The 19245-nt window shown below is 52.0% G+C and carries 16 protein-coding genes; 8 read left to right on the top strand and 8 right to left on the bottom strand.

What is annotated here, in order from left to right:
• Positions 1-91: 91 nt before the first annotated feature.
• From ACZ5FK_RS10375 to ACZ5FK_RS10360, 4 genes are all read left to right on the top strand, one after another.
• A complete protein-coding gene (locus ACZ5FK_RS10375) occupies positions 92-721 on the top strand; it encodes a CBS domain-containing protein (RefSeq protein WP_464804832.1) in 630 nt (209 codons plus the stop codon).
• A gap of 231 nt (positions 722-952) precedes the next feature.
• On the top strand, positions 953-3388 hold the full coding sequence (locus ACZ5FK_RS10370) for a sensor domain-containing protein (RefSeq protein ID WP_464804831.1): 2436 nt from the start codon (positions 953-955) through the stop codon (positions 3386-3388).
• Positions 3389-3436: 48 nt separating this feature from the next.
• A complete protein-coding gene (locus ACZ5FK_RS10365) occupies positions 3437-3568 on the top strand; it encodes a hypothetical protein (protein WP_464804830.1) in 132 nt (43 codons plus the stop codon).
• A gap of 776 nt (positions 3569-4344) precedes the next feature.
• Positions 4345-6282: a GTP-binding protein gene (locus ACZ5FK_RS10360; protein WP_464804829.1), complete on the top strand. Its 1938-nt coding sequence runs from the start codon at positions 4345-4347 to the stop codon at positions 6280-6282.
• Here ACZ5FK_RS10360 and ACZ5FK_RS10355 read toward each other — a convergent pair.
• The 5 genes from ACZ5FK_RS10355 to ACZ5FK_RS10335 all read right to left on the bottom strand — a co-directional run bounded on the left by ACZ5FK_RS10355 (position 6277) and on the right by ACZ5FK_RS10335 (position 9583).
• The gene (locus ACZ5FK_RS10355; protein WP_464804828.1) at positions 6277-6909 is read right to left on the bottom strand and encodes a class I SAM-dependent methyltransferase; all 633 of its coding nucleotides are present in this window, start codon (positions 6907-6909) and stop codon (positions 6277-6279) included. The two genes, ACZ5FK_RS10360 and ACZ5FK_RS10355, sit on opposite strands and share 6 nt — an antisense overlap.
• A 91-nt stretch (positions 6910-7000) precedes the next feature.
• Positions 7001-7342 carry a thioredoxin family protein gene (locus ACZ5FK_RS10350; RefSeq protein WP_464804827.1) on the bottom strand — a complete coding sequence of 114 codons (342 nt, stop codon included), beginning with the start codon at positions 7340-7342 and terminating at the stop codon, positions 7001-7003.
• Between the two features lie 142 nt (positions 7343-7484).
• A complete protein-coding gene (locus ACZ5FK_RS10345; protein WP_464804826.1) occupies positions 7485-7934 on the bottom strand; it encodes a hypothetical protein in 450 nt (149 codons plus the stop codon).
• Positions 7935-7955: 21 nt separating this feature from the next.
• Positions 7956-9155, bottom strand: a complete 1200-nt coding sequence (locus ACZ5FK_RS10340) for an MFS transporter (RefSeq protein ID WP_464804825.1) — start codon at positions 9153-9155, stop codon at positions 7956-7958.
• Entirely contained in the window at positions 9155-9583 is a 429-nt protein-coding gene (locus ACZ5FK_RS10335; protein ID WP_464804824.1) for a MarR family winged helix-turn-helix transcriptional regulator, read from the bottom strand. Before ACZ5FK_RS10335 ends, ACZ5FK_RS10340 begins: the two co-directional genes overlap by 1 nt.
• Positions 9584-9935: 352 nt before the next feature.
• On the opposite strand from ACZ5FK_RS10335, the gene ACZ5FK_RS10330 reads away from it, so the two are divergent.
• Genes ACZ5FK_RS10330 through ACZ5FK_RS10315 form a run of 4 tightly spaced genes read left to right on the top strand, consistent with a single transcriptional unit; the run spans position 9936 to position 13417 of the window.
• On the top strand, positions 9936-10883 hold the full coding sequence (locus ACZ5FK_RS10330) for a metal ABC transporter solute-binding protein, Zn/Mn family (RefSeq protein ID WP_464804823.1): 948 nt from the start codon (positions 9936-9938) through the stop codon (positions 10881-10883).
• On the top strand, positions 10884-11612 hold the full coding sequence (locus tag ACZ5FK_RS10325) for a metal ABC transporter ATP-binding protein (RefSeq protein ID WP_464804822.1): 729 nt from the start codon (positions 10884-10886) through the stop codon (positions 11610-11612).
• A gap of 2 nt (positions 11613-11614) precedes the next feature.
• Entirely contained in the window at positions 11615-12541 is a 927-nt protein-coding gene (locus ACZ5FK_RS10320) for a metal ABC transporter permease (protein ID WP_464804821.1), read from the top strand.
• Positions 12542-13417: a metal ABC transporter permease gene (locus ACZ5FK_RS10315; RefSeq protein WP_464804820.1), complete on the top strand. Its 876-nt coding sequence runs from the start codon at positions 12542-12544 to the stop codon at positions 13415-13417.
• Between the two features lie 40 nt (positions 13418-13457).
• Here the strand turns inward: ACZ5FK_RS10315 and ACZ5FK_RS10310 are convergent, their stop codons facing one another.
• The 3 genes from ACZ5FK_RS10310 to ACZ5FK_RS10300 all read right to left on the bottom strand — a co-directional run bounded on the left by ACZ5FK_RS10310 (position 13458) and on the right by ACZ5FK_RS10300 (position 19142).
• Entirely contained in the window at positions 13458-16553 is a 3096-nt protein-coding gene (locus ACZ5FK_RS10310; RefSeq protein ID WP_464804819.1) for a DEAD/DEAH box helicase, read from the bottom strand.
• Positions 16554-16681: 128 nt separating this feature from the next.
• A complete protein-coding gene (locus tag ACZ5FK_RS10305; RefSeq protein WP_464804818.1) occupies positions 16682-18361 on the bottom strand; it encodes a hypothetical protein in 1680 nt (559 codons plus the stop codon).
• The gene (locus tag ACZ5FK_RS10300; RefSeq protein WP_464804817.1) at positions 18354-19142 is read right to left on the bottom strand and encodes an ABC transporter ATP-binding protein; all 789 of its coding nucleotides are present in this window, start codon (positions 19140-19142) and stop codon (positions 18354-18356) included. Before ACZ5FK_RS10300 ends, ACZ5FK_RS10305 begins: the two co-directional genes overlap by 8 nt.
• Positions 19143-19245 lie beyond the last annotated feature (103 nt).

The raw sequence follows: 19245 nt of genomic DNA, 5'->3' as shown, positions 1-19245 counted from the left end.
TTAGTATAATAGCGCTTGCTAAAGTTTCAAGCGTTCCATTATAATATAGTTTAATCAATATTTTGATAAGACAGAACAAAGGGGGATTTCCATGCACATCCGAGATTTGACACTAGAGCGGCTAGCGGTCGCAACTCTAGGAATTGACGAGACCGTAAAAAATGCACTGATGAAGATCAAAGAAACTGGCTATCGCTGCATCCCGGTCGTGGACAAGGACGACAATTACAAAGGGATGATCTATAAAGTTGATGTCATCGAGCACCTGTACGAAAACGGGGACGGCGATTCCAGCATTAAACCGCTCCTCAAACATCAGGATGTCTTCATCGCGGAGGATGAATCCTTCCTGGATGCGCTTTTGCAAATCAAAGCGCTTCCTTTCATCAGCGTTGTGAAAAACGGCAAACTTCAAGGCATTTTGACACACAACAAAGTGGAAAGCGTCTTTGAGGATGCATTCGGCCTCAAAACCGGAGGCATCAACATCACTGTAGCCTCCACGGAAGCGAAAGGCATGCTGAACCGCCTGACGAAGGCTTTGAAAGACGATAATATCGAAGGGCTTCTGACTCTGGATAATGGCTCGGCTCTTGCCCGTCGCGTCGTTCTCACTTTGGAAGATACCAGGACGGACGAAGAGATTGCAAAACTTCGGGAGAAATTGGAGAAGAACGGTTTCCGCATCCTGCAAGTTTCGCGTTTGACAAAAACATTTTAATCTCACCCCCTTGGCGCTGAACTTGCCGCCAAGGGGGTCTTTTTTCTGTTAGCAGAATAAATTCGTAAAACCTTTGTCTTGTTTTCTGATGAATCGGAGTAGCAAGCCAGATCTTTAACTGCTATAATTGGTGAGAACGTACCGTGAAAAAAGTCATGTTATATTCATCAATTAATTGGTATTCATATATACATTTCTACCATCTCTAAGAATTTGGAAAGGAAACGGGCCATGATCCTTGAAGAACTAAAAAAACATAACTCCATCTATCTGCTCGTCAACGAGAAATTTTGTGTATCCATCATCGATCGAAATGGCGTCCTTTTGCATGTGAACGAAAACTTTTGCAAGCTCTCTAAATACCAGGCCGATGAATTGCTTGGCCAAGAGTACGGTATCGTCAACCCTGTCTATGACAGAGTATCCTTCCTCGAAGAACTTGAGAGGAATCTGGAACATCATCACTATTGGCATAAGAAAATCCGTAGTGTTGCAAAAGACGGGGCTGTGTACTGGGTGGATGCAACCATCGCCCCCATTCGTAGTGATGATGGGTCGGTTTCAGGGTTTATTTCCATCGACTCTGATATTACCGCTTCCGAAATTACGACCTTGAATTACACAGAAACACTGAACGATCTGCAAAATGTAAAAAATGCCCTTGATCATTCATCCGTCGTCGCCATCACGGACAGTAAAGGCGTCATCACCTATGTGAATGAAAAGTTTTGCGAACTATCCCAGTATACACCCGCTGAATTGATTGGCAATACACATCGTGTCATCAATTCAGGATACCACGATAATGCCTTTTTCAAGGAAATGTGGGAGACCATCCAGAATGGTGCCATTTGGCAAGGCGATATCCGGAACCGTGCGAAGGACGGCTCTTTTTACTGGGTTGCTACCACGGTTGTTCCGTTTCTAAAAGAAAACGGAAAACCTGTCCAGTTCATTTCCATCCGGCATGATATTACAACCCGCAAAGAAGCAGAGCACTCCCTGGAAATCGCCCTGCGCAATGATTTTCGGCAGACGGTGAAGAACTTGCAGAATGGGATATTCAAATTCCGTTCGGGCGAGGGCGGACGTGTCCTTTACACGTTAATTGAAGGGAAAATCGTGGAGAAACTTGGGTTGACTGTTGAATTGATGAACAGAAAATTATATAAGACGGACTACACTGAAAAGCAATGGAGTCTTCTGTCCGCTAAATGCCAGGAGGCGCTGACCGGAAGTACGGTGCAATTTGAACTCCATTATGCCTCCCGTACATTTCTTGTGTATCTGTCGCCTATTTTTGAAAATGGCACAGTCCTCGAAGTGGTCGGGACTGCCACGGACATCAGCGACCGCATCAAAGCCGAAAAAGCAATTGAGCGGATGGCCTATTACGATACTTTAACCGGGCTAGCGAACCGGGTGCTGCTCAAAGAGACGCTCGCGGAGTGGATGGAGCAGAATAACGCAAGGTTTGCCTTGCTGTTCATGGACCTGGATCGATTCAAATCGATCAACGATTCCCTAGGCCATCAATTTGGAGACAGCTTGCTGGAGGCTGTCGCATCGAGGCTCTCCTCGTCCATCGGCAAGCACGATTTCGCGGCACGTCTTGGCGGAGATGAATTTGTGGTATTGCTGCAATCGGCTGATCGACAGCAGGTGGAAACGGCAGCCCGCAAGATCGTCGAGGATCTGTCTGAGCCGTACATTATCAATCAGCATGAAATCTTCATCACCCCAAGCATCGGGATCACTCTTTTCCCGGAAGACGGATCAGATTACAGCACCTTGCTGCGAAATGCCGATTCGGCCATGTATGTCGCAAAGGAATCCGGCAAGGGAACATTCGAATTCTTTACGAAGCAGCTGCAGGACGAAATGGTCGAGCAGACCATGATTGAGATGGAAATGCGCCACGCAATCCAGCGCCGCCAGCTGTCCCTTGTCTACCAGCCGCAATATGACCTGGCAGGCGGCGGCATGAAAGGGATGGAGGCTCTGCTCCGCTGGCATCATCCGATCCACGGCTATATTTCTCCCGCCTATCTCATTCCGATTGCAGAAGACACGGGGCTCATCATGCAGATCGGCGAATGGGTGCTGCGGACCGCATGCCAGCAAGCGAAGGAATGGCAGGACGAAGGACTTCTTCCCGTTCGGGTGAGCGTCAACGTCTCCATCCGTCAGTTTCACAGGCCGACTTTCGTCCAGGAAGTGCGGGACATACTGGAGCAGACGGGACTTAAAGCAGAATATCTGAACCTCGAAATAACAGAAAGCATGATGGCGGATGTCCTCCATTGCAAGCCTGTCTTGGAAGAACTCAGGGAGCTCGGCGTCCATGTAAGCGTAGACGACTTTGGCACCGGCTACTCATCACTCCTGTATTTGAGCAAATACCCGCTCACCCATCTGAAAATCGACCAGGCTTTCATCAAGGATCTTAACGCCAGCAATACGATGATCGTCAAAGCAATCATCGACCTCGCGAAAAATCTTCAGCTGGATGTTGTGGCGGAAGGCGTAGAAACAGCAGAGCAGGCAGAATTTCTGAAACAGCTGGAATGCGACGAAGCCCAAGGCTATCTGTATTCACGCCCATTGCCGAAAGACGAATTCGCCCAGCTGCTCCGCAGCGAACAGACCTTATTGGAGATCAAATGAATTGTAGCCGATCCCGTTTGCCTATTAGGCGGCGGGATTTTTTGTTGTTTGGAAGAGATTGCTTACTTTTGGCAGGCCATTGCTTACTTCGCTCGCTGCATTGCTCACTTCCACTGGGCCATTGCTCACTTCACCTGCTTCATTGCTCACTTTCGCCAGGCGATTGCTTACTTTGCGTGATAGATTGCTTACTTTCGCGGGCGGGGCCTGCTCGCCATATCCGCGGGGATCACCACCTGCCAGCAGCTCGTCCCGGCGCGCTGCATGCACTTGACCATTTAAAAAGGTATGCTGCCGGGTCGCTATTCAGCCTCATTGCTCACTTTTGCCCGGCCGATGCTTTCTTTAGAAGGTGCATTGCTCACTTCCGCCAGGCGATTGCTTACTTTGCGTGATAGATTGCTTACTTTCGCGGGCGGGGCCTGCTCGCCATATCCGCGGGGATCACCACCTGCCAGCAGCCCGTCCCGGCGCGCTGCATGCACTTGACCATTTAAAGGGGTATGCAACCATGTCGCTATTCAGCCTCATTGCTTACTTTTGCCCGGCCGATGCTTTCTTTAGAAGGTGCATTGCTCACTTCCGCCAGGCGATTGCTTACTTTGCGTGATAGATTGCTTACTTTCGCGGGCGGGGCCTGCTCGCCATATCCGCGGGGATCACCACCTGCCAGCAGCCCGTCCCGGCGCGCTGCATGCACTTGACCATTTAAAGGGGTATGCAACCATGTCGCTATTCAGCCTCATTGCTTACTTTTGCCCGGCCGATGCTTACTTTAGTAGGTACATTGCTCACTTCTGCCCAGCCATTGCTCACTTCGCCTGACTCATTGCTCACTTTCGCCAGGCGATTGCTCGCTTTGCTTGCCCTATTGCTTACTGACGCGAAAACGCTCCGCCGAACCCGGCCCCCGATGCGGTATACTAGAAGAAAGTGATAACAATGAGGTGGCTTTGATGCATAAAACGATAGGAATTCTAGCTCACGTAGACGCGGGGAAGACGACTTTTTCAGAGCAGCTGCTGTACCATACGAACAGCATCCGGACGCGGGGGCGGGTGGATCATCAGGATGCATTTCTGGATAACCATGCTATCGAGCGCAGCCGGGGCATCACGATTTTCGCCGAACAGGGGCATTTTGAGTATAATGGTTCATCCTACACGATCATCGACACGCCCGGTCACGTCGATTTCTCGCCCGAGATGGAGCGTGCTATCCAGGTGATGGATGTCGCCATCATCCTAGTCAGTGCAGCAGATGGCGTGGAAGGTCATACGGAGACGGTCTGGCAGCTGTTGCGGAAGCACCGGGTGCCCACTTTTTTCTTTGTGAATAAAACCGACCGGGACAGCGCGGATGTGCCCGCCGTCTTACAAGAAATGCGGGCAGCGTTCTCCAGCAGCCTGATTGATGTCTCCTCCCTGGCTGGCGGCGGCTTCAGCGAGGAATTGATCGAACAGATTGCAGAGCGTGATGAAGGATTGCTTGAGAAGTACCTGGCAGGTGAATTTGATGAGAGGGCTTGGATGGAGGCATGTAAACGGATGATCAAAGATGCAGAGGTCTTTCCGTACAGCACGGGTTCGGCATTAAAAGATGTGGGCGTGCTGGATTTTCTGAAAGCGTTCGACCAGCTGACCGAAACCGATTATTCTTCCGGCGGAGAACTGTCGGCACGTGTCTACAAAATCCGGCATGATAAAAACGGCAGCCGGGTGACATTCTTGAAGCTGCTTTCGGGGACGATATGCGTGCGGGATGAGGTGCTGGTCAGCTCCAAGCTTGAAAAAGTGACCCAGCTTCGGAGGTACAACGGAAGCAAGTACACCCCGGTCGACAAGGCGGTTGCCGGCGAGCTGATCGGTGTAACCGGGCTGGCGGAAGCTGCAGCGGGTGACGGGATCGGCGCCCTGTCTCAAAAAGCCTCTTACGAACTGGTCCCGGCTCTCCAGTCCAGTGTCCGCTTTGATCCGTCGATTCCGCTGAAAGACATGCTGCATGCCTTCCGCACTCTGGATGCCGAGGATCCATCCCTGCAAGTCATCTGGGATGAGACTGTCCAGGAACTGCATGTCCATGTGATGGGCGTCATCCAGCTGGAAGTACTGCAGCAAGTGGTGTTCGAGCGATTCGGCTATAAGGTCGAGTTCGGCAAGCCCGCTATTCTTTACAAGGAGACAATTGCCGCTCCAGTAAACGGCTATGGCCATTTCGAACCGCTCAAGCATTATGCGGAAGTCCATTTGCGGATCGAGCCTGCGGAGCGGGGTTCGGGCATTTCATTCGCAAACGAGTGCCATACGAACGATCTGTCCACGGGGAATCAAAACCTGGTCCGCCATCATCTATTCGAGCAGGACCATCACGGGTTATTGACCGGCTCCCCGATCACCGATGTGCACATCACCTTGCTCACCGGCAGAGGCCATAACGAACATACGTCGGGCGGCGATTTCCGGGAAGCGACATTCCGCGCTCTCCGGCAGGGCCTCGAAAAAGCGGAGAATGTCCTGCTGGAACCGTATTATGATGTGAAGATCAAAGTCAGCACGGACCATATCGGGCGTGTCCTCTCCGATATCCAGCAGGCGCATGGCAAGTTCGAAGCGCCTGAAACGGCTGGCGATCTGGCAGTCGTAACCGCTCGCGTTCCCGTATCGACGTTCATGGACTACAGCACCCTGTTCGCATCTTTCACAGGCGGTAAAGGGGCGCTGTCGATGCGGTTCGGAGGATACGATGCCTGCCATAATTCCGAGGAAGTCATCGAGCGCATCGGCTACGACAAAGATGCCGATCCGGATTATTCGTCGACGTCCATCTTCTGTGCCAAAGGAAAAGGTTATGCAGTTCCATGGGACGAGGCGGAAGACGCGATGCATTTGTTATAAGGAGGGCTTTTCCGGATGGACATCCAGCCGGTAGATGACAAAGCGTTCGTTCTCATCTTGCTCGCTGAGACCTGCGACTGGCACTTCCATGAGCCGCCCGAATGGAGTGCTGGTCTCTAAGAAGTGCAGGTATTCAACGGTCGGATAATACAGGATGACATCCATCTGCCTAGGATGATCGGAAAATGATCCGAGAAGACGGCTGATGACGTTTATGAAAATTTCGATTGAAAACGGATTAAAAAAATAGAAACGGCTGTCCACCGGTTCCACCTCATATGTTTCGGCAAGCTGCCGCTCGAACCGGAGCGATCCGCCTCTCTTCCGCCTGTTCTTCCTCTGGTACTGCATCCAATTCGCCATGGCGTCCTCGTACAGGCGGGCATTCATCTCAATGCCGGTCACAGGCACGCCGAACCGGTCATGGACGTAGAAGGAGACTCGGCCTTTGCCGCATCCGTAATCGACAAACCCGTCTGTCCGTCCCATATCATATGCAGAAAACAGATCACCCAGCGCTTCATAAGGCGTCGCCTCATACCGGTTGTAATGCGGTGACTGGCTAAGCAATTCCAGCGTGCCCTCTGTCCGGATGCGCAGCCTGTCATCCATTTCTCTCGCCTTCATGGCCCCACCTCTTTCTCCTTTTAGTGTACTCCAGCTGACAGAAAAAAGATGCCGGAAAGATGAACTCTTCCCGGCATCCTTTGTTATTCTATTACAGGACCTCTTCCAAGAAATCAAGGAAATCTTGGCGGTTCATATAGCCCATGAATGTTTTGACGACTTCTCCATTTTTGAAGAGATATAGTGAAGGAAAACCTGAAATATCATATTTCACTTGGACTGGGTTCGATTTAGCTTCGTAATCTTCAAACGTAATCCAGTGCTTAACAAACTTGACCTTATCAGACAAGTCTTCCGCTACATCCTCAAGAACAGGTTCGAATGCCTGGCAAGGGCCGCATTCATCCGTATAGAAATCTACAAACACCGGCAATTCGCATTCTAGTACTTCCTTTTGAAACTCATCCGCTGTAATTGATTTTACGTGAGACATTGTAATTCCTCCTACTCATTTTGTTTGTACCATTCTTACAATTCAATAACATTACTCTACCGGAGATTCAAGACTCCTTCAAGAGACTGCGCCTATGACATCCTTTTTCATGTTCATTCTGTCGCTTTTATTCAGCATGAACTTACAAATTTCCACGTGGAACATTAGACAAATTTCGCAAACAAGGAGCGTCCCACTTGGACAACACAATCAGCGAGGTGAAAGCCCCAAGCAGCAGCGGCGCCATTTTCCGCTCGCCCGCCTTCAGCAGATGAAGTCCGGTTCCATAAATTGCATAAAATGCAAAGGCAGGTACATGCTCCCTTATACTCATGTCAAAATCGGTTCCGCTCCCTGCCATTTCGGAGAAAACACGCAATAGAACGACAACAGCCCCCGTCACGATTCCTGCCTGAATCAGTGACCGGGGCGGCTTGATAAGGATATAGAGGAAGAACGCGATGCTGCCAAGGCCGAAGCGGAACAGCTCGCCACTAAATGGCAGAACCTTGATTTCGCTTGCGAACGCTGTCAGTAGAGCGAGGGCGAGCAATGGGATGAAAGATTGACTTGGTTGGCGTTTGCTTTTCATGCGTGTCTCCCGTCCTTCTCCTTACTTGATTCTTTCAGGCTCCATTGCAGGCTTCCCTTTTTTCATCGTCATCAGGAAGAAAGCGACGAACATGACAAGGACAACGCCCGCGACTGATAAATACATGCCGCTGTAGCCAGTGTACCTCACAAGCTGGCCGAGGACATATGGACCGAACCCGAAGCCGCTATCGAGGAAAATATAGAATGTCGATGTAGCGACGCCAATTCGCTCAATGGAAACGCCTTGCAGTGCGATTGCTTGGGCGCATGACTGGAAATTCCCGAAGCCAAGACCAATGATCGCTCCGGCGAGCAGGAGAACAAAGCCGCTGGATGCGTTACTCAAAATGAAAAGGCCTGCCGCAAACAGCAGAAGCGCCGGCAAGACGACAAATTTTGCCCCTTTAAGATCCAGTAGTTTCCCAGAAAACGGACGGGACACCATGACAATCAGCGCATAGACAAGGAAAAAAAAGCTGGCAGCCTGTACGACGTTCAACTGTTTCGCATAGAACGACAGGAATGAAAGGACTCCTGAGTAAGACAATGCGACGAACAAGGTGATGATGGAAATCGGCAGCGCCTTTTTCTCAATCAGTTTGGAGCCGCCTGTCTTTACCTCTGCCTGATGCGATGGGGCAGGTGCCGGAGAAGTATCCCGTACGAAGAAGAACATCGCAAGGTTTGCAATACTAAGGATTAAGCAAAGAGCGAACAGCATCGTGAACGGATAATGCTGGCTCATGAAAATACCGAAGAACGGACCGATTGCCGTTGCAAGGATCGTACTCATGCTGAAATAACCGATCCCTTCCCCTCTTCTCGCGGGTGGAATGATGTGAGCAATCATCGTCCCGGTCGCGGTCGAGGCATACCCGAGGCCGATCCCGTGGATGAGCCGGTTTGCAAGCAAGAGCGGCATTGAGACAGCGCCGAAGTAAAGACCGGCACCGACCGCGAAAATCAAGAGCCCGAGCAGCAGCATCTTCTTCGCTCCTATTTTCTCCAAGATCTTCCCGGCGGAGAAACGGGCAATCAATGTGCCAATGATGAAAATTCCCGAAACGAGTCCGCCAGTCCCTTCAGAAACCCCGTAATGATCGACCGCATACGGCGCCATAGTGACGAGCAATAAATACATGACCAGCATCAAGAAGAAGTTGATAATCGATATGATGACAAAATCTTTTGTCCATAAGCTTTGTTTTTTCGCTTCCATCATTTCACTCTTTCTGTTTGTAGATTTTTATATATTTGTTCCAGAACGGACGTTGTAATTGCGATCTCCTTTTCGGAAATTCCCGCAAGCAATCCTTCATATAGCGTGGAAAGCTTTTCTTTGATCTCCCGGCACTGCGCCATTCCGGTATCCGAAAGATAGATCCACTTCTCGCGTTTGTCTTCTCCGGGCTTCACCTCGATGAGTCCAAGCTCGTCCAGCCGCTGAAGCACCTTTGTCACACTCGGCTTCTCCACCTGCTGCCGCGTGGCGATCTCGGCAGGTGTCATTGCCTTTTCCGCAAGAAGCAACTTCAGGATGGCCCATTGGGCATTAAATAACCGATAGTCGGCCAGCACATTGTTTATTTCCGCAACAAGCGGACGATAGACATTCGAATATTGCCCAAACAGATCTAAGGGTTCCATATGAGAAGACCCTCCTTTAAAATGATTAGTTAACCTAATTAACATTAAATCATATTTTCATGATATTGTCCAGAGATGCATTCGATTTCTCGTCAATTTTATGAATGAAAAGTTCAGTCGTTCCATAACGCACTAATACTGCCTTCCGGGCATATAGTAGATGCAGCCGCGTCAAATCCTGGCCGGCTGATCTCGCAAAGGGGGCTGCCGACCTACATAGTATTTAGGTAAACCAACGATGGACGACTGAACAATCTTTCCTGATCGGGTCGGATGAAAAGATTGCAAGGTCGCATTTTTTTAGCTGAATGTTGCGCAAAGGAAAGAATTGATTAATTTTCTATCAGGGGGAATGGATTTGAGGATAAAGAGAATCCGATTGGCGGCGGCAGGCCTTCTATGCTCCATGTTATTGCTTGGAGCTTGCTCAAAGACAACGGCTAGTGATGAAGATGACGGAAAGATTCATATTGTGACCACCATCGCCCAGATCGCCGAACCGATTTCATTCATCGGGGGCGAACATGTAGCTGTTGAAAGTTTGATGGGGCCGGGTGTCGATCCGCATCTATACAAAGCGACGCAAGGCGATATTAAGAAACTGGAAGGCAGCGACATTGTCTTTTACAGCGGGCTGAACTTGGAAGGGAATATGACAGAGGCGTTCAAAAAAATTGGAAGCAAGAAGCCGGTCCGCGGAATTTCCGAAGCAATCCCTGAAGGAATACTGCTCCATGATGTAAATGGCGCGATTGATCCGCATGTCTGGTTCGATATTGATTTGTGGAAGATTTCACTTGAAGCCGCGACGGAGGAATTGAAGAAATTCGATCCTGCGAATGCAGATGAATTCGAAACAAACAAGGAAACGTATTTTGCAAAATTGGATGAGTTGATTGCAGAGTCGAAAGAGAAGCTTTCCGAAATCCCAACGGAGAAACGGGTCCTCGTAACTGCCCATGACGCATTCGGCTATTTCGGACGCGCGTATGACATCGAAGTTGTCGGCCTCCAGGGGTTGAGCACAGAAGACGAAATCGGCATTTCGGACATAGACGATACAATCGGCATCCTTCTTGACTATAAGATTCCCGCGGTCTTTGTGGAAAGCAGTATCAATCAGAATTCCATCAAAGCCGTCATTGAAGGAGCCGGCAAGAAAGGGCTCGACGTAAAACTCGGCGGGGAGCTGTATTCGGACGCCATGGGAGATGCCGGAACCGAGGAAGGCACGTATATCGGCATGTACAAACATAACGTCAATACCATCCATAAGGCTTTGTTAGGGGAGGGGAACTGAATGTCCGTCTTGAAAGTGGAGGATCTGTCTGCGTCTTACCGTAAAAACAAAGTGCTCCATGATGTGAATTTCGATGTAGCCCCCGGGTCCCTCACAGGTATCGTAGGACCGAATGGCGCTGGCAAGTCCACTTTGCTGAAAGTCATGCTGGAGTTGCATCCTTCCCTATCCGGAAACGTTTCCTTTTTCGAATCCAGCTTGGCGAAAACAAAGACGCGCGTAGGCTATGTACCGCAACGGGGCTCTGTCGACTGGGATTTTCCGACGAATGCCCTCGATGTCGTCTTAATGGGCCTGTATGGCAAAATCGGCTGGTTCAAGTGGCCGTCCAAGCGGGATAAGGAGTTGGCGATGGAGTCCCTTTCGCAAATGGGGATGGCCGATTATGCCGACCGGCAGATCAGCCAGCTATCAGGCGGTCAGCAGCAGCGCGTCTTCCTGGCCCGCGCGCTCGTCCAGAATGCGGATCTGTACTTCATGGATGAACCGCTCGTCGGTGTCGATGCAGCGACTGAGACCGCGATCATGAATACGCTGAAACGGTTAAAGGCGGACGGGAAGACGGTCATGGTCATTCATCACGACCTGCTGACCGTAGAAGACTATTTTGATCATGTCATGCTGCTGAACCGGACGATCGTAGAATACGGAAAGACGGCCGACATCTTTACGAAGGAGAACGTCCAAAGAACATACGGCGGATCCCTTCGCTGGATGAAGGAGGCGTAACGATGCTCGATACCATTCTATCGCCTAACGCCCAGTGGGTCCTGTTCAGCACACTGATCCTCGGCATGGCAGCCGGCATGGTCGGATGCCTGGCTTATTGGAAGCGTCAAAGCCTGATGAGTGACGCCCTGTCTCACGCAGCGTTGCCTGGCGTGGTCATCGCTTTTTCCCTTCTTGGCTACAAAAACCTGCCCTTCATGATCTTTGGCGCTGCCATCAGTGCATTGGTCGGCGCATGGATGATCACCTGGATCCGCTCCTCGACCCGGGTGAAGGATGATGCCGCGATGGGCATCATCCTTTCCGTCTTCTTCGGCTTCGGGATCATGCTGCTCACCGTTGTCAGCAGAAAAGGCGGCGGAAATCAGGCGGGACTTGATAATTTCATCTTCGGCCAGGCGGCATCCATGGTCCGTACCGATGTCTTCACGATGATGGCGGTCGCCATTGTCATTATTGCCGTTGTCATTGTCGGCTTTAAGGAATGGAAGCTGTTCTTGTTTGATCCGGATTTCGGGAAAGGGCTCGGCCTCTCGACGCGCCTGATGGATGCAGCATATTTGTCCATGCTTGTCCTTGTCATTGTCATCGGCATTCAGGCGGTCGGCGTCATTCTGATGGCCGCCCTGCTGATCATACCTGCCGTCAGTGCCCATTATTGGACACACTCGTTCAAGCAGATGCTCATCTTGTCGGCCCTTTTCGGCGGCGGTTCCGGCATGGCGGGCACGTTGATCAGTACAATCGGGAAAGGGTGGCCGACGGGGCCGTTCATCGTGATTGCGTCCGCTGTCATCTTTCTCATTTCCATGTTCATCGGCTCACAGCGCGGCCTTTTAATCCGTGCCTGGCAGCTTCGTGTGCAGCGCAAACAACATGAACTTGAAAGCCGCACGCTTCAAGACTGCTCCGCCAAGGAGGGGAAATAAATGAGTTACGAAGGCTGGATCCTGCTGACCGCCTCTTTGGTCGGCCTGTCCTGCGGCATCATGGGAACCTTCCTGATCTTGCGGCGGATGGCCATGATGGCTGATGCCATCAGTCATACGGTGCTGCTCGGAATTGTCACCGCCTACCTGATCACCCGCGAACTGAGCGGATGGCATATGCTGCTTGGCGCAATCATCGCCGGTTTACTGACAGCGATCCTCGTCCAATGGCTGCACTCGTTAGGTGTTCAGCAAGATGCTTCGATCGGAGTCGTATTCACTACATTGTTCGCTATCGGCGTCATCTTGATTGCGACGAAAACAGGGAATGTCCACTTGGATGTCCAGCATGCGCTGATGGGTGAAATTACGTTCGTGCCTTGGCATACGATGGACGTTCCGATTATCGGTGAGATTCCTCAGGCGACGTTCATTCTCATGCTCGTCCTCCTCGTGGTGCTGACTGTCATCTTGGCCTTTTACAAAGAGTGGAAGATCACGACATTCGATGCAGCCCTGGCCGTAAGTCTCGGCATTCCGGTCATGTTCCTGCATTATGTGTTCATGACAATGGTGTCCATCACGACGGTCGCTTCCTTTGACGCGGTCGGCGCCATCATGGTTGTCGCCATGCTGATCACACCTGCCGCATCCGCCTATTTATGGACCGACAAGCTATCGGTCATGCTTATGCTGAGTGCATTGTTTGGTGTCATTTCTGCAATCGGCGGGTATTACATCGCTTCGTGGATCGATACGTCGATTTCCGGATCGATGGCCTTTGCCACGGGAATCCTCTTCCTGTTCAGCTTCCTCTGCTCGCCGAAACATGGCTATGTCTCACGGTTCGTCAAGCCTGTCACGCTGGCAAAATAATAGAAAGAGCTGCTCCGTTCAGGCGGGCAGCTCTTTCCCATTACACAAGCAATTCCAGTATATCCTCTTCGGTCAGGGTCGACAGTGCCATCTGTTTGTCGCCCACCACTTCGTCAATCAAAGCCCGCTTCCGCTCCTGCAGCTCATACATCTTCTCTTCGATTGTGCCGCGTGCAAGCAGTTTGATCACTTGGACCGTGTTCTCCTGGCCGATGCGGTGTGCCCGGTCTGCCGCCTGTTCCTCGACCGCGGGATTCCACCAGAGGTCGTACAGGATCACCGTGTCCGCCCCTGTCAGATTGAGACCCGTCCCGCCCGCTTTCAGAGAAATCAAGAACAGGTCGCGTTCGCCTCGGTTGAATCTTCCACATAGTTCGAGACGTTCCTCGGATGGCGTCTCGCCGTCGAGGTAAAAATACGGGATGCCCTGCGCTGCTAATTCCTGCCCGATCAATCCGAGCATTCTCGTGAACTGCGAAAAGATCAGCACTCGACGTCCCGACTGCTGTGCTTCCAGGAGCAATTCCTTCAGCTGTTCGAACTTTGAGGAGGTGCCTTGATACCCGTCCACGAACAAAGCCGGATGGCAGCAGATCTGCCGGAGACGTGTCAGCCCGGCCAGAATCCGAATTTTGTTCTTTCGGATCGTATCCTTGTCGAGATGCTTCAGCGTATCGTGACGCAGCTTTGCGAGGTATGCCGCATAGAACTTTTTCTGCTCTGGCAACAGCTCTGACGTATCAATCGTCTCCATTTTTTCCGGCAATTCACTCGCGACATCTTCTTTCATCCGCCGCAGCAGGAAGGGCCTGATGCGTTTCGCGACAGTTTTGCGGTCCAGTTCGCTGAATTCGCGGAGGCCGCCGAACAGTTCCGGCAAGATCACATGAAACAGCGACCATACTTCCTCAAGCGAATTCTCGATCGGCGTTCCGGTGAGCGCAAAGCGGTGATCCGCCTGGATGCGCTTCACGGTCCGTGCTGTTTGCGTAAACGGGTTTTTAAATGCTTGTGCTTCATCGAAGAAGACGGTGTGGAATAAAACCTTTCCGGCCTGTTCGATATCCCGGCGAAGCAGCGGGTACGAGGTGATGAGGACATCCGTCTCCTCGGACCTCTTCCACGCGTCTATCCGCTTCTTCCGCTCCCCGTCCGCAACGTGCGCCCGGATGGACGGGGCAAACTTCGCAAATTCCTGTTTCCAGTTATACGTCAAGGAGGAAGGACAGACGATCAGCACGGGCTGCTTCTTCTCGCGGATCCGAGGCAGTTCGGACAGGATATATGTGATGCTCTGTGCGGTTTTGCCGAGCCCCATGTCGTCCGCCAAAATGCCGCCCACGCCGAGCGATGCCAGCAGTTTCATCCAGCGGAAGCCATCTTTCTGGTACTCCCGCAAGATCCCATCCAGCTCACCCGGAACAGGGAAATCCACGCGGGACGGGGACTTTAGCTGCTCGAGGAAACGGCTCGCCGACTCCTCCAGCGTGAACGGCTCGTCGTTGCCTGAGTTGAGCAGCCGGATGCCTTGCGCAAACGGCAGCGACAGCCCCTTTTCGAGGTCCTCGAGACTCTCCGGCAGTTCATCCATCAATTGCCGGAGCCGTTCCAGTTCTTTTGATTCCAATGAAAACAGGGTGCCGTCCCGCAGCCGGTAATACTTGCGCTTCTCTTCCAAAGCCGCGAGGATCTGCTTGATCTCTTTGCCTGGGATGCCGTCCATCTCGAATTTGAAGTCCAGCCAGTTCGTCCGCTCCTCGAAATGCTTCACGCGGATGCGCGGTTTCGTGCTTCCTTTGAAGATCCGGATCCGGATGGCGGTCGTCGCATACACGCGGACAAGCTGTTGTAGTTTTGGCAGGAGATGATACAGGAATTCGTACTCAAGCTCCTCATTGTGAAGGAAGTACCCTTCGTCTGTCGTGGCAAATTGTGCTTCTTCCATGAGTGCGAGGATTGCCTCCTCCTTCTCGCGATCCCGCCAGACGACCGAGTGTCTCGGCAGTTCCCGGTTCACGAGCGGATTGATCGTCAGCTGGCCGTAGACGAATTCAAGGCTCGCGAGCAGGCGATTGTTCAGCCGGTCGAGATAGAGTTTTGCTTCGAGCGGCGACTGGGCGAACCGTTTTGTTACAGAGCCATCGACCTCGACGGTACCGATCTTCCGAAGGCCGGGCACTACCTTTTCAAGGAAAAACCCTACCTCTGCGTCCGGAATAGCAATATGCCGTGCGTTTGCAGTTTTCAACATGGCGGCGAGATCAGCGAGACGCTTGATGTCCTCTGTTTCCAGTAGAAAGACATCTCCGCCACGCACCGCCGTACGGTACGGAGGCAAAATGGTCAGCGTTTCGATGCCGTCGACATGCAGAAGATGCCCATTTTCCGCTGTTTGTGTGAAACGGTAGGTAACCGGCAACGTCTCCGATTTGAATACAAGCGGATGGTCGTTCAATTTTGCATCAGACAAATCGTGAAGCAGCGGCAATAGGGAGTGCCAGGTGTGCACCGGAATGGTCAGCCGGGAATCAAGGCCATAGCCCGCTAGTGAACGGTCATCCTTTACCGCAGCCAGCTGGCGGAGCACCGCGTCCACTCCGCCGCTGAAGCATTCTTCTGCAGGATTGAAATGCGCATTTGCCTCGCCGTCCGAAAGGCTTTTAAGAAACGCGCGGATGTCCCGCACTTCTTCATTATCCACCTGCATCCGAATGTCCAGATGAGGGGGACCGCCAAACTGGTTGGTGCCTAGCAGGAAGCGTACGGGCACCTCTCGCCGATCTTCGAAATGGCGCTGGTGGCCCGGCGGCCGTACAGCAGGCTGATTGAACAGATTGAACAGCCCGGCAGACAGGCCGTGTTGATCTGACAGGGCCAGCAGAATAGCGGCTACATGCTGGCATTTGTATTTGAAGGAAGGGCCGAGCGTGGGACAGCTGCATGCGGCATGGCTGACCTCGCTGTCCTTCAGATCGATATGGACCAAGAACCGCTCCGCTCCTGCAACTACGCCTTCATAGCGGCCGCCGCCCTGATCGGAGAGCGTAACTTTGCCCGCCTGCACATACGCCTTCCCTTTCCTAAGCGCCACGACTCCGCATAGATCCGCCACCGTCTTCTCCGTAATCGCCGGCATCCCTTCACCCCCTTGATGATGTTTCCTTCATTATATAGGATACGAAGCAGTGTTTCGAACACCAGTGCTTACCTGACTTGCACTTCATAGCCGGATACTTTTCTGTTCTCCGTAAAAAGAGGAGGGAATCAACCCTCCTCCTCGGCCGCTGCTTCCCCAGCCACCCGTTCCCGGTCCGGCCCTTCAGCAGGTTTCCTGAAAACAACTTTCCATGTACCTATATTCGCAATGAGCAACACCGCGAGATAGCCGTAGACGCCATATTGCCACTGCAGGACAATCGCATGGAGGCCGACGAAGCCGAGCGTGATGAGGCTGATGAAGAACACTTTCATGCTGCCGCCGTCCTGGGAAAATTCAAAGCTCCGGGAGAACGGGAATCTGCCCGGTTCCGTCCAGTGGAAGACGAGGACGCTTTGCAATAAGCCTGCTGCAAATACTGCAAGTAGATGAGGCAGGATGGACAGAGAGAAAATCAATGTGAAGATAATGGACAGCACCGCAAATATCGGCGTGTAAATCGTAGCAAGCATGGCTTTCAGTGAACCGCGATTCACCAGCTGCGGCTCGCGGATCGGGGCTGCCTCGAACAGCCAGCTTCCCTTGTAATTGCCTGAATACCGTAGCATGTTAATGACTGTCGGCATGAGGAAATTACACATATAGATGAACAGGAACATATTCCCCGTCCCGATGTCCGCAAGGCTCCGTTCCCTGAGTTCCATGACGATGAACAGGAACGGAAAGACAAGCGCCATCCCAAGGACAGGATACGTCTTCAGTTTGAATTCCCTCTCCCGCCGCATCATTTGCGTGGCAAACCGGAAGTAAACCCGTTCCTCTTTCGTCCGGCATGTCAGCTTTGCCAGCAGCACAGTCACCCGGTGCGCTTTCGGCTTTTTCATCCGGGCGACGCTGGTCAGTTTATCCAGGCTTGCTTCAAATTGCGGGATCAGCCGGATGTAAATGACGATTGCGATGAGCGGGATGACGGCGGCCAAAGCGGCGCCCGTGATGATTCCGGGGTTTGCCGCTGACCCCAGCAGCGCCTCGAATGTCGCACCGAACCAGAGCGGCGGCAGCAGCAGATGCCACCAGCTGAACGTATAGACGATGTCCAGATTGACAAATTCAAAAGAGCGCGCGACAACTTGATACCCGATGATCGTTCCGACAGACAGAAGGATCTGCACGTAGTTGATCAAATCCTTCAGCTTCTCGCCGTCAAAGAACCGGAGGACAACGAGATAGAGAAGGGACGTCAGCACGACGATGAACGCAATTGTCAGCAGAATATCGGCGAGGAAAATCAGCGTGAACAACATCCCTTTTGCAAACAGCCCGACAATGACCGGAATGATGAGAAGGGCTCCGGCGACGTAGAACATATAGATGAGGATATGCATCAGCTTCGCTGCATTCGCCGTCCGGCTGTTGATCGGCTTCGCCCCGAGAATCGTCTTGTCCCGTACATCCAGGAGGACGGAGGAAAAGTCCGCGATCATTGTCGTCGCCAGGATGAACATGATGATGCCGAATGAGATGCCCATCTGGAACATGAATTGATCCCCGAGAAACAGGAACGGAATGATGATCACTCCATATAAGGCATAGATCCAAAGGGATTTCAGGAACTGATTGCCTTCCTTTTTCTTAGCCGCGTCATTGAAAACGGTCGGCACCCGCCTCGCATCCATCAGCAATTTGACCCGGAGAATCGCTTCCATGGCGGAATAGTCGACGCCGAATTTCGTGAATAGCCCCCTGAACCGGGAGATGAACCGCAGTGTCGCATTCGTTTCACGCATCCGCTTCCACATCCTCTACGATGGACACAAGACGCGCCGCACGCTCCTCGTGATCCGTGAAGCCGGTCAATTGATTGAAAATGCCCGAAAGCGTCCCCTGCTGGCTCAATTGCTGAAGTTCCTCGAACGACCCATCCGCGACGATTTCGCCCTTCACGAGAAGGACGATGCGGTTGCTGATCTTCTCGACGACATCCATGATGTGCGACGAATAGAAGATCGTCTTCCCCTGCGCCGCAAGCTGGGCGAGCATCTCCCGGATGATCATCATGCTGTTCGCATCCAGCCCGCTAAGCGGTTCATCCAGGAAAAGAAGGTCCGGATCATGCAACAGGCTCGATGTGATCAGGACCTTCTGCCGCATCCCCTTCGAGAACGACGAAATGCGTGCATGCATGACGTCCTGCAGGTCGAATTCCTTTAATAGAAGTTCCGCCTTCCGCTCCGCCTGCTTGCGCGCCATTCCATACAATTCACCGCTGAACGTCAAATATTCCATCGCCGTCAGATTTTCATAGAGTTCCGCAAGCTCCGGCACATAGCCGATCCTGCGTTTATAGGAAGGATCGCCTGAAGCGATGTCCTGGCCGAACAGCTCCACCGTCCCTGTATAGTCACGGATCAGGCCGAGCATGATCTTCACCGTCGTACTCTTCCCCGCTCCGTTCGGTCCGATATATCCAATGATCTGCCCGCGGCCGACGTCTAGATTGATATCATGCAGTACGCGCTTCGGTCCGTACTGCATCGACAGATTCCGTAAAGTCAGTATCGTTTCCATGGAAACACCCCTTTAAAAGTCTCTTTCTTATACGAATGAAATTGGAAATGGTTCCCTGAGTATTTGATGAGAATCTTCTTCGGAAACTCTCATTTCCCTCACA

The sequence above is a fragment of the Sporosarcina sp. GTC18466 genome (assembly GCF_055389225.1).
Note: the sequence above shows the minus strand (reverse complement) of the source record. Positions and strands in the feature narration are given on the sequence as shown.

What these genes read in the sequence shown, in the direction of transcription:
- ACZ5FK_RS10375 (WP_464804832.1), top strand. Translation starts at nt 92, where the DNA reads ATGCACATCCGAGATTTGACACTAGAGCGGCTAGCGGTCGCAACTCTA.
- ACZ5FK_RS10370 (WP_464804831.1), top strand. Translation starts at nt 953, where the DNA reads ATGATCCTTGAAGAACTAAAAAAACATAACTCCATCTATCTGCTCGTC.
- ACZ5FK_RS10360 (WP_464804829.1), top strand. Translation starts at nt 4,345, where the DNA reads ATGCATAAAACGATAGGAATTCTAGCTCACGTAGACGCGGGGAAGACG.
- ACZ5FK_RS10355 (WP_464804828.1), bottom strand. Translation starts at nt 6,909, where the DNA reads ATGAAGGCGAGAGAAATGGATGACAGGCTGCGCATCCGGACAGAGGGC.
- ACZ5FK_RS10350 (WP_464804827.1), bottom strand. Translation starts at nt 7,342, where the DNA reads ATGTCTCACGTAAAATCAATTACAGCGGATGAGTTTCAAAAGGAAGTA.
- ACZ5FK_RS10345 (WP_464804826.1), bottom strand. Translation starts at nt 7,934, where the DNA reads ATGAAAAGCAAACGCCAACCAAGTCAATCTTTCATCCCATTGCTCGCC.
- ACZ5FK_RS10340 (WP_464804825.1), bottom strand. Translation starts at nt 9,155, where the DNA reads ATGGAAGCGAAAAAACAAAGCTTATGGACAAAAGATTTTGTCATCATA.
- ACZ5FK_RS10335 (WP_464804824.1), bottom strand. Translation starts at nt 9,583, where the DNA reads ATGGAACCCTTAGATCTGTTTGGGCAATATTCGAATGTCTATCGTCCG.
- ACZ5FK_RS10330 (WP_464804823.1), top strand. Translation starts at nt 9,936, where the DNA reads ATGGATTTGAGGATAAAGAGAATCCGATTGGCGGCGGCAGGCCTTCTA.
- ACZ5FK_RS10325 (WP_464804822.1), top strand. Translation starts at nt 10,884, where the DNA reads ATGTCCGTCTTGAAAGTGGAGGATCTGTCTGCGTCTTACCGTAAAAAC.
- ACZ5FK_RS10320 (WP_464804821.1), top strand. Translation starts at nt 11,615, where the DNA reads ATGCTCGATACCATTCTATCGCCTAACGCCCAGTGGGTCCTGTTCAGC.
- ACZ5FK_RS10315 (WP_464804820.1), top strand. Translation starts at nt 12,542, where the DNA reads ATGAGTTACGAAGGCTGGATCCTGCTGACCGCCTCTTTGGTCGGCCTG.
- ACZ5FK_RS10310 (WP_464804819.1), bottom strand. Translation starts at nt 16,553, where the DNA reads ATGCCGGCGATTACGGAGAAGACGGTGGCGGATCTATGCGGAGTCGTG.
- ACZ5FK_RS10305 (WP_464804818.1), bottom strand. Translation starts at nt 18,361, where the DNA reads ATGCGTGAAACGAATGCGACACTGCGGTTCATCTCCCGGTTCAGGGGG.
- ACZ5FK_RS10300 (WP_464804817.1), bottom strand. Translation starts at nt 19,142, where the DNA reads ATGGAAACGATACTGACTTTACGGAATCTGTCGATGCAGTACGGACCG.